Origin of the sequence: Psychroflexus sp. ALD_RP9, from assembly GCF_017311165.1 — a bacterium.
Classification (GTDB): domain Bacteria; phylum Bacteroidota; class Bacteroidia; order Flavobacteriales; family Flavobacteriaceae; genus Psychroflexus.
In genome coordinates this window covers 2196144-2209787 of sequence record NZ_CP062973.1, presented here as the reverse complement: position 1 = coordinate 2209787, position 13644 = coordinate 2196144, and the positions used below count along the sequence as shown (strand labels likewise).

The window sequence follows — 13644 nt, the reverse complement described above, 5'->3', positions numbered from 1 at the left end:
AATTCAGTAAATGCGCCTACATAGGAATTTAGTATTTGCAGTTATAGATACACTGCACTTAATTTTCAACGATAATAAATACGCTGATAAAGAAATTTCAAAAACCTTAAAACGTGATAAACGTTGGGGTTCGAGAGATCGCGGATTTATCGCCGAAACGACTTACGATATTGTTCGTTGGCAACGATTGTATGCAGAAATCGCTGAAGTAAAATCGCCTTACAATAGGTCAAATCTATTCAGATTATTTACGGTTTGGGCAACCCTAAAAGGAATAGAAATCCCTAATTGGCCACAGTTTGAAGACACACCAACAAGACGTATTAAAGGTAAGTTTGACGAACTTTCTAAAATCAGAAAATACCGTGAGTCAATCCCTGATTGGCTTGACGAGCTCGGTGTTAAAGAACTTGGAGAAAAAAAATGGACTAAAGAGCTTAGTGCTCTCAACACTCAAGCGCCTGTTGTACTTAGAGTTAATACGCTTAAAGCATCACCAAAAAAAGTTCAGTTTCAATTAGACGATGAAGGTATTTCAACAAAATTGATTCCTAATTATCCATTTGCACTTGAACTTTATGAACGTAAAGATGTTTTCAAAACCAAAAGTTTTAAAGATGGCTTATTTGAAGTTCAAGATGCTTCTTCTCAAAAAATAGCTGAAGCGCTAGATGTAAAACCAGGAATGCGAGTTGTAGATACATGTGCTGGTGCTGGTGGAAAAAGCCTTCATTTAGCTGCTTTAATGGAAAATAAAGGTCAAATTATTGCTTTAGACATTTACGCTAATAAATTAAAAGAACTTAAACGTCGTGCTAAACGCGCAGGTGCTCATAATATTGACACACGTCATATCGAAAATTCAAAAGTTGTCAAAAAACTTTACAATTCTGCAGACCGTGTTTTAATAGACGCACCTTGTACAGGTTTAGGTGTCTTAAGCCGCAATCCTGATGCTAAGTGGAAATTAAGCCCAGAATTTATTATAAAAATTAAAAAAGAACAGCAAAATATATTAAGACAATACAGTAAGATGTTAAAGTCTGGCGGAAAACTTGTTTACGCCACATGCTCAATCTTACCAAGTGAAAATGAACTACAAGTTAAAGAATTTTTAAGTACGGCTGAAGGCGAAGCATTTAGTTTAATCAATGAAGAAAAAATTTATGCTCATACATCAGGTTACGATGGCTTCTACTTCGCAATTTTACAAAAACAATAATAACACCAATTACATGAACAAATTTTTTGCCTTTTTAGGTTTTAGTTTAATGAGCTTACAAATTAGTTTAGCTCAAGCACCAAGCGGCTATTACGATTCTGCTCAAGGACTTAATGGTTACAATTTAAAAACTGCTTTAAATTTAATTATAGACGACATTGATGATAACAATGGTTATCCTTTTCATCAAGATCAAGGTTATGGCGCTTTATATGATGCTTATGCTAACCCAAACAGTGGCGATACTGACAATTATTACGAAAATGATGGCAGCGTTTTAGATTTATACTCTGAAATACCTAATGGTCAAGATAGTTATTTTTACAACCACTACGTAGCACAATGTGGTAACTACAATAGTGAAGACGATTGTTATAATCGTGAACACTTAGTGCCTCAATCTACTTTTAATAGTGCTTCACCAATGAAAAACGATTATTTTCATGTAATCCCAACCGATGGTTATGTTAATGGCCAGCGCGGTAGTTATCCATTTGGCGAAGTAGATAACGCCACATGGACTTCTACTAACGGTTCTAAAAAAGGATCCAATACCTTTCCAGGATATTCAGGAACAGTTTTTGAACCTATTGACGAATTTAAAGGTGACATTGCAAGATCTGTACTTTATTTTGCCATCCGTTATGAGCAAGAGTTCAGTTCAAGTTGGGATAATAATGAAGTTTTAACAGACAATGACCCTCATCAATTTTATGTACAATGGTATATTGATTTACTGATTAATTGGCACTTAAATGACCCTGTAAGTCAGCGTGAAATAGATCGCAATAATAACGGGTTTCTATTTCAGGGTAATCGAAATCCTTTAATTGATCATCCAGAATATGTTCAGCTTATTTGGGATCCTAATCCAGATACACAAGCACCAACAGCACCAACAAATATTACAGCAAATAATATTACAAGTTCTAGCGTAGAATTAAATTGGGATGCTTCAACTGATGATACTGGTGTTACCAATTACGAAGTTGAACAAGACAATGTCATTATAGCTAACTTATCTCAAGATCAACTTTCATATCAAGTTAACAACCTTGATTCAGAAACACTTTATAATTTTCGAGTTTATGCTATTGATGGAACTGGTAATATCTCAAATCCAAGTAATAATTTAGAAGTCACAACCTTGGCAACACCAGATTATCTCATTAATGAAGACTTTAACAACTGTAATACAGTACAGTTTGAAGTTGTAAATGAATCAGGTGATTTAACTTGGACTTGTAGCGAAGAATTCGGAGAAAACAATACAGGTAGCTACCAAATGAATGCATTTTCGAATGGCTCAACTCAATCTGGCATTGATTGGTTAATCACTTCAACACCAATTAATTTTAACTCGACAACTTCAGCTCTTGTTAGTTTTTACACAGATGCAAGTTATGGCAATACAGCCTTAGAATTGGTTTACTCTACCGATTACACTGGCGGAATGTTGCCGTCAAACTCTACTTGGACGCCAGTTCCTAACATTAATATACCACTTCACTCAAACGGAAGTAGTACCGAAGAAGTTTATACCGTTAATCAAATTGATATCTCATCAATTTCTGGAAGTAACGTTTATCTCGCTTTTAAATATGACACAACTAATGGCGAAAGTGCTACAAGATGGACTGTAGATAATTTTATTATTGAAGGCGACGTTTTAAATCTAAATTCAATAGAGACGCAATTTGAAATTAAAATGTTCCCAAATCCTGTAAAGGGTAATTATTTAAAAATTGAAAGTTCAAAAGACATTGAAAACATTAAACTTTTTGATCTAAATGGAAGAATTGTTAAGACGTTTAAATTAACAAATAACGACCACATTTCAGTTGAAGGCTTAACTAGAGGTATTTATTTAGTAGAGATTAATACAATTAAAGCTAAACAGATTAAAAAATTAATTATAGAATAATCATCAACCATTTAAATAAAAAAAGCCAAGTCGAATGACTTGGCTTTTTTATTGGTATAGAAATAGATAATTATTTTCCTTGACTTTGATTCATCATTAAAGTCTGAACACGTTTTTGTAATTCTGGACTTGTTCTCATTTTATTCATGATAGATTCATAAGTAGTCATATCCATTCCACTAGATTTCACTTTTTCTTCCATTTTAGCTTGAATAGAAGCTTGCATACTTTCGATTTTGCTCATGGCTTTCTCAAACATTTTCTTCTCTTCATCGGTTGCTTCAATCGTTTTGTTTGGATTGTTTTCTGCTTGATAAATTTCATTAAAACGCTGAGGCTGCAAACCAGCTTCTTGAATTACGCCCATCATTTCTTGTTGTACTTTCATGCTTTCTTGTTGCACAATTTGATAAGCATTTGCAAATTGCTTTAACTGTTCATCGCTAACTTTTTGTTCAGTCTGCGCAAAGCTAAATGTTGAAACAAAAATAGCGAGTGTAAAAAAGATTGTTCTTAACATCATAATTATTTAAATTTGAGCAATTATAATGAATGCATACACCAATCTAAAAATGAAAATGTTAAGATTATAGTAAAAATCATTCTTTTAATTTGGCTTTTTCCCAATACACATCCATTTCTTCAAGACTTAATTGGTTTAAATCTTTACCATCGGCTTTTGTGCTTTGCTCTAAAAACTGAAAACGCTTAATAAATTTTTTATTTGTACGCTCTAAAGCATCTTCAGGATTTACACCTAGAAAACGTGCGTAATTAATCATAGAAAATAATACATCTCCAAACTCAGCTTCAATTTTATCATGATTATTTTCTTTAACTTCAACTGATAATTCATTTAGTTCTTCGTTTAATTTTTCTAAAACTTGAGAATCCTGATCCCAGTCAAAACCAACACCCGCGACCTTATCTTGAATTCGGCTAGCTTTTATCATTGCTGGTAATGATTTAGGTACACCTTCTAAAACTGAAGATTTACCTTCTTTTAATTTTAGAGCTTCCCAGTTTTTTTTAACCTCATCTTCATTTTTAACTTTTACATCTCCGTAAATATGTGGGTGGCGATCTATAAGTTTATCGCATATTGAATTGGCAACGTCAGCAATATCAAAAGCCTTTTTTTCGCTTCCTATTTTACTATAAAAAACAATATGTAAAAGTACGTCTCCTAATTCCTTTTTAACCTCTTCTAAATCGTAATCTAAAATAGCATCTCCAAGTTCATAAACTTCTTCTATGGTTAAATGACGTAAACTTTCTAAGGTTTGTTTTCGATCCCAAGGGCATTTCTCACGTAAATCGTCCATAATATTTAGTAAACGTTCTATCGCTTTAAGTTGGTCTGATCTAGTGTTCATGGCTATTGTTTTTGATAAAATTACATATAATACCAAATATCCCATAAAAAAACCCTGAATAAATTATTCAGGGTTAAATTAAGTGATTAAGCTATGATTTAATTATTTGCTGAGTTAGTTTCAGCTTCATTAACTTCTGAATTGGTTTCGTCAGTCTCTTCAGTAAATTCTAGTAAATTTTGAGAAACTAAGATATTATACCATTGAACAACTTTTTTAATATCACTAGCATAAACACGATCTTCATCATATTCAGGTAAAATATCGCTGAAATAACTTTCTAGTTCGGTTTTAGATGATTTATGGTCGATGGTTTGTTTTCCTTCGGCTTGTTCGTGCATGCGTTTTAACACATCTTTAAGTGGGACTTCTTCAGTATAGGTATAAATGGCAATTTCACTTAGCATACTCACATTATTCTGAATATTAACTGGTATTTTTTTACCATCTATTAATGATTTTGCAATAAAACCGTTTCTTGTTTTTGCCACAAGTTCAAATAATCCAGGTTTTCCTGAAATAGATAAAATCTTATCTAAGCCCATAATTTTTAATTTTTAGCGCACAAAGATGCGATATGGAATTTAATACGACAAGGCTTATTGGCGTTTTTTTAGTTTTGGAAATCGCATGCGGTAATCAACATTTATTTTACCTTTTGCAATGTTGTTAAGTTTGCCTTTAACTAATCGCTTTTTAAAATTTGAAATACGATCTGTAAATAATACGCCTTCAATATGATCGTATTCATGTTGAACGACTCTTGCTGCAAGACCACTTAATAATTCCGTATGTTCATTAAAATCCTGATCATAATAATTTATCTTGATGTCAGGTTTTCTAAACACATCTTCACGAACATCAGGAATACTTAAACAGCCTTCGTTAAAATCCCACTCAGTTCCTGTTTCTTCGATAATTGTAGGGTTTATAAAAACGCGCTTAAAGTTTTTTAAAGTAGTTTGTTCTTCTTCGTTTAGACTCTCATCTTCAGCGAAAGGAGAAGCGTCTACTACAAATAACCGAATTGACAAACCGATTTGTGGTGCTGCTAAACCGACTCCATGAGCATTATACATGGTTTCCCACATATTTTCTATCAAGGCTTCTAATTTTGGGTAATCTTTGTCTATTGGCTGCGCTTTGCGTTTAAGAACAGGATCTCCATAGGCTACAATTGGTAATTGCATAATTTTAAAATTTCAGCAAAATTAAGTAAACTCTTTTTAAAAACCTTTACTGCAAAAAATTTTGTAAAATTATAGTTGCACTAATTTCATCAACTAAAGCTTTATTTTTACGCTTTTTTTTACTCAAACCAGAATCAATCATAGTTTGAAAGGCCATTTTTGAAGTAAAACGTTCATCGATACGCTTTACATTTATTTTAGGAAACTTCAGTTGAAAATCTTCAATAAAGAAGCCAATATTTTTTTCTAAAGACATGGCGTTTCCATCAACATGCTTAGGCTCGCCTATCACAACAGTATCTACTTCATTTTCAGATAAATATTTTTCTAAAAAAATCATTAGATCGACTGTTTTTACAGTAGTTAAGCCAGAGGCGATCATTTTCAAATCGTCTGAGGCAGCAATCCCTGTTCGTTTTATTCCGAAGTCTAAAGCTATCGCTTTTGGCATGTCTTGAATTTTTACAAATATAGCTCTAAATCTAAGACCAAAAAGAAATTACAAACACTTATATTTGAGCAAAAATTTTGTCATGAATCAATTGAAAGACCACATTTTAAAAGCTTGGGATAATCGCGAATTATTAAAGAGTGATGCAACTATAAAAGCAATTAAAGAAGCTATAGAACTCATAGATCAAGGTAAACTTCGCTGTGCTGAACCGACTAAAAATGGTTGGGAAGTCAATGAATGGGTAAAAAAAGCAGTTGTACTATATTTTCCTATCCAAAAAATGGAAACTATGGAGGCTGGTATTTTTGAATATCACGATAAAATGCCTCTTAAGACAGGTTATAAAGAACGTGGAATTCGGGTTGTACCTAACGCTGTTGCGCGTCATGGCGCGTACATTTCAAGTGGTGTTATTATGATGCCTAGCTATGTTAATATTGGCGCTTATGTAGATGAAGGAACAATGGTTGATACTTGGGCAACTGTAGGAAGCTGTGCACAAATCGGCAAAAATGTACATTTATCTGGTGGTGTTGGTATTGGTGGCGTATTAGAGCCTTTACAAGCTGCTCCGGTAATAATTGAAGATAATGCTTTTTTAGGTTCTAGAAGTATTGTAGTTGAAGGTGTTAGAGTTGAAAAGGAAGCTGTCCTGGGCGCCAATGTTGTTTTAACTGCTTCGACCAAAATTATTGATGTTACTGGAAAAGAACCAGTTGAAACTAAAGGAGTTGTTCCTGCAAGATCTGTAGTAATTCCTGGTAGTTATACTAAAGAATTCCCTGCTGGAAAGTTTAATGTACCATGTGCCTTAATTATCGGAAAACGCAAAGAAAGTACCAATAAAAAAACCTCTTTAAACGATGCACTTCGAACTTACGATGTCGCTGTTTAAGTTTATTGAAATAATCTTTTTAAGCCATTAAGTTTGAAGATTTTAGTTATACAGCAAAAAATGATTGGTGATGTACTCATCAGTAGTGTTATATGCGAAAATTTAAAGCGTAACTTCCCTACTGCTGAGGTACATTACCTCATTAATCGCTTTACATTTCCTGTTGTAGAAAATCATAAACACATTGATAAATTTGTATTTTTTGAAGATGAATACAAAAACCATAAACTGAAGTTTTTAGACTTTTTAAATAATCTAAAATCTGAAGCCTACACACATGTTTTTGATGCTTACGGGAAATTAGAAAGTAATTTAATAACCTACTTTACAGGTGCTCAATTTAAATTTAGCTACAATAAATGGTATACCAACTGGTTGTATACAAAAACCTTTAAAGAATCTAGCATTGCTAAAACCGAAGCAGGTTCTGCTATAGAAAACCGATTAAAATTACTTCAACTATTACCTGAAGTTGAAATAATTAACCCAAAACCCAAAATATATCTAAGTTCAACTGAAGTAAATACTGCCAGAAGTCAAATTGATTCAGCTGAATTAAGAAATACAAACTTAATTATGGTCAGCGCTTTGGGTAGTGGTGATGCAAAAACTTATCCGTTAAAATATATGGCGGTTCTTTTAAATGAAATCACAGAAAAAACAGATGCTCATTTAATATTAAATTATATGCCGTCACAACAAGAAAAAATCAACCGATTACTTGAACATTGTAGTAATTTAACGAGAACCAGAATTGTTAATGACCTAAGACCAGAAAGTCTGCGTGAATTTATGGCGATTTGCTCACAATGCAATTTAATTTTTGGTAACGAAGGCGGCGCCATTAATATAGCCAAAGCACTTGATGTGCCAAGCTTTGCTATATTTTCACCTTGGATTATAAAAGAAGGTTGGAATAGTTTTGAAGAATCATATCCGAATACATCTGTTCATCTAAGTGACTTTAAACCAAGTAAATTACGAGATAAAAAAGTTAAAGAACTTAAAATGAATTATGAAAAACTATACCAAGATTTAAACCCTCAATTATTTAATCAACAATTAATTGATTTTGTTTGCTCTCATGTAAGTTAAAGCCAAAGTCAGTCTTAATTCTTTTCAGAGACTTTGTTTCTTCCCGAATAGCATCATTTTTTTTCCAAGCTGTTTGGTTAACATATCCACGTTCGTGTTCCAGATGAATAATAATTGCAAAATATCGAACACGTTTAGGCTGAATTCCTAAATTTATAAGTCGTTCTCCAAATTCGCGATCTTCACCACCGTATTGCATGCGCTCATCAAAACCGTTAACTGCCAAAACATCTTTTTTCCAAGCTGAGGCGTTGCCGCCATTCCATGTCGGTTTCGTTGGTGTAATTCGATTCATCAACTTAGCTAAAGTAGAAGATTTGGTAAGTTTTATATTTTTAAAACTTGAACTCAAGCCATTAGCCTTTAGCCAATTTAAATTAAAACAACGACCAGATTTAATATCGTCTATTTTAATTTGATGGGATAATTTCATGGATAACGGAAAATGACCTCCTGACAAAAAATAAGCTTTTTCTTTATACTTTAAATGGGTTTCAACAAAATCATGACGCGGAATACAGTCGCCGTCAGTAAAGATTAAATACTCACTTTTAGATGCTAAAACAGCTTTGTTCAAAATTCGTGTTTTTTGAAAACCTTGGTCTTCATGCCAAACATGATTAATCGCCAACTGATAGTTTTCTCTAATTCTATTAATGAGATTTGCGGTTTCTTGGGTAGAACCGTCATCAGCTACAACAATTTCAAAATCAGGTATAGATTGGCAAGCATAGCCAACTAATACGCGCTCTAACCATAGCGGTGAGTTATACGTACTTATAATAACAGATGCTTGCATATAATTATTTGTAGAACAAAAGTAAGATAAAATTGAAGAAATAAGTTAATATACTTATCAACTATAAAGTTTGCAAGACTTCAATTTAAGATTACATAAAATGCTCGTTAATTTTTACCCGCAATTTTCTAGTATAGTCATCATATAACCAATCCCTGTAATTTTTTGTATTGTTTATGATACAGCGAGAATATTTCTTAATTCGATCTTTAATATCGTCTTTAAGTTCACGAGCTAAAATTCTTGCATCGAATACATCTTCAGAGTTTTCAGCGCACATTTTAGCATGCTGAGAAATTGACTCTTCTAAAACTAATTTAGATTTTTCACCATTATTAACCGCTTCATGGTATTTTGTATAAACATCAAATTGAATATCATCTGAGTTTTTAAAAAGCGCTCTGACTTCTTCAGGCATTTCATAAGTGAAATTACTTTCAATTTCATCATCTGAAATCATGTTTTCTAAGAAGTAGTCAGGGTTTTCAAAAATTAATTGCCAATCTACAGGCGCATCCCAAGGACCAAATCTTGCAACATTATTACCCAAATCAATCACATTAAATTCGTCTTTATGAGGTAATCTTCTAGAGCCACGACCAATCATTTGAAAATATAGTGTTAATGATTTTGTTGCTCGATTCAGAATAATGTTTTCAACAGTTGGTTCATCAAAACCAGTGGTTAAAATACTTACAGATGTTAAAATAGCATCTGGTTTTTCTCTAAACCAGGTTAAAATTTCATTTCTTTCTTTTTTGTTATGCGTATTATCAAGATGCTTAATTTCATATCCAGCATCTTTAAAAGTTTGGTATACATACCATGATGTATTAATACCATTATTAAAAATTAATGTTTTTTTACCTTTACACCTTTCTTCATAAGCGCGTAATAATTTCTCCTGCATATCGAGATTAGTGTATAAATCTTCAGAAGATTTCACCGTATAGTCACCCGTCATACCAACTTGAAGTGTCCCTAAGCCAACATCATAAGAGTATAGGTTAGCTTTTGCTAAAAACCCTTTTTCTATTAATGATGAAATTGAATTACCTACAATTAATTCACGATAATTACCATGCATAGGCAACTTGATATTAGAACTTAATGGCGTAGCTGTTACTCCAAGAATAAAAGCTTTATCAAGATATTTAAAAAGCTTAGTAAAAGAATTGTAGTGTGCTTCGTCTATAATAGCCAACCCTACATTTTTCATGTTAACCTTATCGTCATTAATTCGGTTATTTAGGGTTTCAACCATGGCTACAAAACACATGTAATCATTATCATCAGATAATTCTTTAACCTTGCTATTAATAATTTTGTTTCTTACACCAAAACCTGTAAGCATTTTAGAAGTTTGTTTACACAACTCGATTCGGTGTGTTAACACAATAACCTTTTTTCCTGTTTGTCGAATGTAACGCCTTACAATTTCAGAAAAAACCACCGTTTTACCACCACCAGTTGGTAGCTGATACAATAAGTTGTAATTGCTCGGCATGTTTTCAATCTTATCAAAGATTTTAATAAGGTCGGCTTCTTGGTAATCGTAGAGTTCTTTATCAGCAACTTTTTTTGACATAATGAGCAATAAAAACGTTTGGGTTAAAAATTTAAGATTTGCAAAAATAAGCAGAAATAAAGCTATTTTGAAATCTTTTGTGCAATAATCTAACTAAAAATCTATATTTTAACCTTTAGTAAAATAGGCTAAACCGATATTTAAAATAAATAAAGCAAGTCGGAAGTTCTGGTAATCAAACCGATAAATTGATATATGCAAGTATTTTTAAAAAATAGGTTTTAAATGTGCTAGTATCAATTCTTAACAATTATTTTTGTAGACAATTACTAAAACCATTATTACCTTGGAAAATAAAAAAGCTGTTAAATTACTTAACGAACTCATCAAAGATTTAGAAGAAGCAAATTTTATTACTGATTCGACAGTAGATAAACTAAAAGCCATAAGACCTTATGCTGTTGAAGAAAAATTACCTGTTATCGCTAAAAGTTTACGTTTAGCATATGAACATATTGAAGAAAATGAAGTTTTTGTTATTCCTATTCCTCAGGATGAACCTTTAGAAGATGAAACTGAAGTTGATGATACAAACGAATTAATAACTGGAACAGAAAGCCTAGTTTATTTACTTAAACTCATAAAAAATGCACACTTAGCTGTGAATATGGAAGAGATTCGTGAATACAACAGAAAGTTTGAGGCTTTTGCAGAATAACTATTATGGGAAGAGCATTCGAATTTAGAAAAGCGCGTAAAATGAAGCGTTGGTCAGCAATGGCTAAAACTTTTACCAGACTGGGTAAAGACATTGTTATGGCTGTTAAGGAAGGCGGTCCAGATCCTGAATCTAACTCAAAACTAAGAGCTGTTATACAAAACTGTAAAGCAGCTAATATGCCTAAAGATAATATTGAGCGTGCCATAAAACGAGCAAGCGATAAAGATCAAGGCGATTATAAAACAGTCCTATTTGAAGGGTATGCACCACATGGCATTGCTGTTTTAGTTGAAACAGCTACCGATAACAATAACCGAACTGTAGCAAATATCAGATCATATTTTAATAAATGTAATGGAAATTTAGGCACTTCTGGATCTGTTGAATTTATGTTTGATCATACTTGTAACTTTCGTATACAAGACACAGGTATTGATGTTGAAGAGCTTGAACTTGAACTTATTGATTTTGGTGCTGAAGAGGTTTTTAGAGATGATGATGGTATTATTATTTATGCACCATTTGAAAGCTTTGGAAACTTACAAAAGGAATTAGAATCACGTGAATTTGAAATTTTATCTTCAGGTTTTGAACGTATTCCTCAAGTCACTAAATCACTCAGTGAAGAACAAACTGAAGAAGTTAACAAACTTATCGAACTTATTGAAGAAGATGATGACGTTCAAAATGTTTATCATTCATTAGAAAATTAAAAAGCCAACTTAAAGTTGGCTTTATTGTGTAGCTTCAAAATTATTGTTTAAAAATTCACCGTAATTGTTTTTGACTTTTTACCAAGTTTAAACATGGCTAAGTCCCAAACTGGTTGTTGATTTTTCGGATTTGTTCCAGACATTGCCCATGGCTCAGTTGGTCTACCATATTCGTCCATATCAAATACCTCATTATTGTTTAAATCTTGGTAAACTGAAACAGCATAATTCCCTGTTGGAATATCAACTAAATTAACAATTTCAGTTTCAGCCTCGACTTCAACAATTTCGCCGTAAATAGGTTTTCCTCTTAAAAAATTATCTTCTGTAAAGACGCCTACATAGATTTTTCCTTTAAGCTCAGAAATGCCTTTAACTTCAATACTCAACCTATTGTCTTGTGCAGATAATAGTTGGCTTAAAAAAACGATGCTTAAAATAATTAAATTTCTCATAATGGTTTATTTTAGATTATAAACCAAATCTACTATGAAGCCATTCTTATATAAGTTTAGAACTTGATGAAATGCTATATTTATGAGATGAATTGTAATATTAAGCTAAATCTTTACCTATAAGTCGTAAAAATTCGTTTCTAGTTTCCGATTGTTTAAATTCGCCTCTAAAGCCAGAAGTTGTCGTCGCTGAATTTTGCTTTTGAACACCTCGCATCATCATACACATATGTCTTGCTTCAATAACTACGGCAACACCTTTTGGTTGTAAGGTCTCATTTATGCATTCTAAAATGTCGTGAGTTAGGCGTTCTTGCACTTGCAATCTCCTTGAAAAAACATCGACTACACGTGGAATTTTACTTAGGCCAACTATATGACCATTAGGGATATAAGCTATATGAGCTTTACCGAAAAAAGGCAGCATATGGTGTTCACATAAGGAGTATAACTCTATATCTTTAATAAGCACCATATCACTATAATCTTCTTTAAACATGGCGCCTTCAAGAATTTGTTTAGGATCCATCTCATAACCTTGAGTTAGAAACTGCATTGCTTTTGCGGCGCGTTCTGGTGTTTTTACAATGCCTTCTCGTTTTGGGTCTTCTCCTACTCTATCTAATATAGTATGATAAGATTCTTTGACATCTGTAATAAATTCTTGGCTGTATTCTTCGAATAGTTTAAATGACATAATTATTTTTTTAAATAAGGTTTAAATTTAGAACGCAGTGTTTCTAACTTTGGATCTATAATGTACTCGCAATATCTATTTTCTTGATGCAGGTTATAAAAATTTTGGTGTTCAATTTCAGCTTCATAAAATGTTGAAGCTGGCGAGAGCTTTGTAACAATTTTATTGTTATAAATTTCAGAATTTAATTTTTCTATAACGTGATCAGCTGTGTTTTTTTGGGATTCGTTATGATAAAATATCTCGCTTCGGTATTGTTCGCCAACATCGTAACCTTGCCTATTAAGTGAAGTTGGATCATGAGTTGCAAAAAAAACATGTAACAATATGTCATAACTGATAACATTCGAATCGAATTCTAATTGGATAGCTTCAGCATGACCTGTTCTCCCCATCACAACTTCTCTGTAAGGTGGATGCTTAATTTTACCACCTGTAAAGCCACTTACAACATTATCAACACCATTTAGACGTTGAAAGACAGCTTCGGTGCACCAAAAACAGCCATTAGCAAAACTTGCTATTTCCATAAAATCATTTTTATATAATGTTCAACAAACCTACTCAATAATTAA

General features: G+C 32.6%; 16 protein-coding genes. 6 read left to right on the top strand and 10 right to left on the bottom strand.

All coding sequences use genetic code 11. The annotated features are described in order from the left end of the window. Nucleotides 1–10: 10 nt before the first annotated feature. Together IMZ30_RS10435 and IMZ30_RS10430 are read left to right on the top strand one after the other, a co-directional pair. On the top strand, nucleotides 11–1222 hold the full coding sequence (locus tag IMZ30_RS10435) for an RsmB/NOP family class I SAM-dependent RNA methyltransferase (RefSeq protein WP_207038245.1): 1212 nt from the start codon (nucleotides 11–13) through the stop codon (nucleotides 1220–1222). Further along, on the top strand, nucleotides 1152–3146 hold the full coding sequence (locus IMZ30_RS10430) for an endonuclease (RefSeq protein WP_242529657.1): 1995 nt from the start codon (nucleotides 1152–1154) through the stop codon (nucleotides 3144–3146). The genes IMZ30_RS10435 and IMZ30_RS10430 overlap by 71 nt, the downstream gene beginning before the upstream one ends. 70 nt (nucleotides 3147–3216) lie before the next feature. Here IMZ30_RS10430 and IMZ30_RS10425 read toward each other — a convergent pair whose 3' ends face one another. The 5 genes from IMZ30_RS10425 to ruvX form a co-directional block, all read right to left on the bottom strand. Beyond that, on the bottom strand, nucleotides 3217–3666 hold the full coding sequence (locus IMZ30_RS10425; RefSeq protein ID WP_207038244.1) for a DUF4168 domain-containing protein: 450 nt from the start codon (nucleotides 3664–3666) through the stop codon (nucleotides 3217–3219). Between the two features lie 79 nt (nucleotides 3667–3745). Continuing rightward, nucleotides 3746–4522 (bottom strand): nucleoside triphosphate pyrophosphohydrolase, encoded by a 777-nt coding sequence (gene mazG, locus IMZ30_RS10420; RefSeq protein WP_207038243.1) that lies wholly within the window; start codon nucleotides 4520–4522, stop codon nucleotides 3746–3748. A gap of 98 nt (nucleotides 4523–4620) precedes the next feature. Next, entirely contained in the window at nucleotides 4621–5067 is a 447-nt protein-coding gene (locus IMZ30_RS10415) for a DUF5606 domain-containing protein (RefSeq protein ID WP_207038242.1), read from the bottom strand. Nucleotides 5068–5121: 54 nt separating this feature from the next. Next, entirely contained in the window at nucleotides 5122–5712 is a 591-nt protein-coding gene (gene def / locus IMZ30_RS10410) for a peptide deformylase (protein WP_207038241.1), read from the bottom strand. 46 nt (nucleotides 5713–5758) lie between these two features. Beyond that, nucleotides 5759–6163: a Holliday junction resolvase RuvX gene (gene ruvX / locus IMZ30_RS10405; RefSeq protein ID WP_207038240.1), complete on the bottom strand. Its 405-nt coding sequence runs from the start codon at nucleotides 6161–6163 to the stop codon at nucleotides 5759–5761. A gap of 82 nt (nucleotides 6164–6245) precedes the next feature. Between ruvX and IMZ30_RS10400 the strand changes: the two genes are divergently transcribed. Both IMZ30_RS10400 and IMZ30_RS10395 read left to right on the top strand, forming a co-directional pair. Continuing rightward, nucleotides 6246–7061 carry a 2,3,4,5-tetrahydropyridine-2,6-dicarboxylate N-succinyltransferase gene (locus IMZ30_RS10400; protein WP_207038239.1) on the top strand — a complete coding sequence of 272 codons (816 nt, stop codon included), beginning with the start codon at nucleotides 6246–6248 and terminating at the stop codon, nucleotides 7059–7061. Between the two features lie 33 nt (nucleotides 7062–7094). Then, complete coding sequence (locus IMZ30_RS10395) at nucleotides 7095–8156, top strand: glycosyltransferase family 9 protein (RefSeq protein WP_207038238.1); 1062 nt, start codon at nucleotides 7095–7097, stop codon at nucleotides 8154–8156. Here IMZ30_RS10395 and IMZ30_RS10390 read toward each other — a convergent pair. Then, entirely contained in the window at nucleotides 8113–8955 is an 843-nt protein-coding gene (locus IMZ30_RS10390) for a glycosyltransferase family 2 protein (protein WP_207038237.1), read from the bottom strand. The genes IMZ30_RS10395 and IMZ30_RS10390 overlap by 44 nt on opposite strands. 91 nt (nucleotides 8956–9046) lie before the next feature. Then, the gene (locus IMZ30_RS10385) at nucleotides 9047–10543 is read right to left on the bottom strand and encodes a DEAD/DEAH box helicase (RefSeq protein WP_207038236.1); all 1497 of its coding nucleotides are present in this window, start codon (nucleotides 10541–10543) and stop codon (nucleotides 9047–9049) included. Between the two features lie 286 nt (nucleotides 10544–10829). Between IMZ30_RS10385 and IMZ30_RS10380 the strand changes: the two genes are divergently transcribed. After that, nucleotides 10830–11201, top strand: coding sequence for a hypothetical protein (locus IMZ30_RS10380; protein ID WP_207038235.1), 372 nt, complete (start codon nucleotides 10830–10832; stop codon nucleotides 11199–11201). A gap of 5 nt (nucleotides 11202–11206) precedes the next feature. Continuing rightward, nucleotides 11207–11917 carry a YebC/PmpR family DNA-binding transcriptional regulator gene (locus tag IMZ30_RS10375; RefSeq protein ID WP_207038234.1) on the top strand — a complete coding sequence of 237 codons (711 nt, stop codon included), beginning with the start codon at nucleotides 11207–11209 and terminating at the stop codon, nucleotides 11915–11917. A 47-nt stretch (nucleotides 11918–11964) separates the two neighbouring features. Here IMZ30_RS10375 and IMZ30_RS10370 read toward each other — a convergent pair whose 3' ends face one another. The 3 genes from IMZ30_RS10370 to msrA all read right to left on the bottom strand — a co-directional run bounded on the left by IMZ30_RS10370 (nucleotide 11965) and on the right by msrA (nucleotide 13599). Further along, nucleotides 11965–12372, bottom strand: a complete 408-nt coding sequence (locus IMZ30_RS10370) for a DUF2141 domain-containing protein (RefSeq protein ID WP_207038233.1) — start codon at nucleotides 12370–12372, stop codon at nucleotides 11965–11967. A 100-nt stretch (nucleotides 12373–12472) separates the two neighbouring features. Continuing rightward, nucleotides 12473–13069, bottom strand: a complete 597-nt coding sequence (gene folE, locus IMZ30_RS10365; protein WP_207038232.1) for a GTP cyclohydrolase I FolE — start codon at nucleotides 13067–13069, stop codon at nucleotides 12473–12475. A 2-nt stretch (nucleotides 13070–13071) separates the two neighbouring features. After that, entirely contained in the window at nucleotides 13072–13599 is a 528-nt protein-coding gene (gene msrA, locus IMZ30_RS10360; RefSeq protein WP_207038231.1) for a peptide-methionine (S)-S-oxide reductase MsrA, read from the bottom strand. Between the last annotated feature and the right edge of the window lie 45 nt (nucleotides 13600–13644).